At 37.9% G+C, this 684-nt stretch carries 1 protein-coding gene; it reads right to left on the bottom strand.

Features of this window, described 5'->3' with window-relative positions:
- Positions 1-472: 472 nt before the first annotated feature.
- A partial coding sequence (locus ACQY8X_RS21000; protein WP_428037074.1) for a hypothetical protein occupies positions 473-684 on the bottom strand: 212 nt, incomplete at its 5' end.

The raw sequence follows: 684 nt of genomic DNA, 5'->3' as shown, positions 1-684 counted from the left end.
AACCATGCTAGCCTACATTAATCTTGAATTTTGAATCCAACTTTACAATTTTGTATCTCGGGCAAAATATATTAGGGAATGTCTTGCCTAGCTGTTGACAGTGTGATATAACCTTGATCACTTCACCTTTGAGTTCATGTTGCTTGCTTGGTTATTCACATGTCGGGCTTGCCTCTCCCTAATCTCAAGCTTACCTGTACACCACCCAGAGCCAAATATGAGTAAAAAGATTTGCTTTACCATGCTTACACTTTTGTTGAGTTTTGGCAAGTGTCAATTTTCTAGAGTCTGTGGAAAAATCCCAGTTGAATATTCCTTCATTAAACTTTGTTTTCTAGCCTTCATTCACTCATGCTTGGTAATGCCCTATTCTAATCGAAGAAGGCATAATTCACCAAGCATTCCACAAACTCAATATCAAACCCTTATCATTCCTTGTCCCAACTTTGATCCTATTTACCAAGTGATTCTCCTAGAAAATTCCAATGAGTGGAATCTCTCCCCAGCAAAAGAAGGATCCTAAAAAAAAAGAGAGAGGAGCAAGGATTGAAAAGCAAAAGAGGTGAAACCCCATTTGAAAAGCTCCATGTTTCAAAAAAGGGAGCAAAATTGAAAAGAAAAGAGGTGAAAGCTCAGTTGAAAAGCTCCATGTTTTGAGAAGAGGAAAGAAAAAGAGGATGAGAT

Origin of the sequence: Amphritea sp. (genome assembly GCF_050300915.1) — a bacterium.
Lineage (GTDB): Bacteria > Pseudomonadota > Gammaproteobacteria > Pseudomonadales > Balneatricaceae > Amphritea.
The sequence above is the reverse complement of the archived record's forward strand: the minus strand, read 5'-3'. Positions and strand labels throughout refer to the sequence as shown.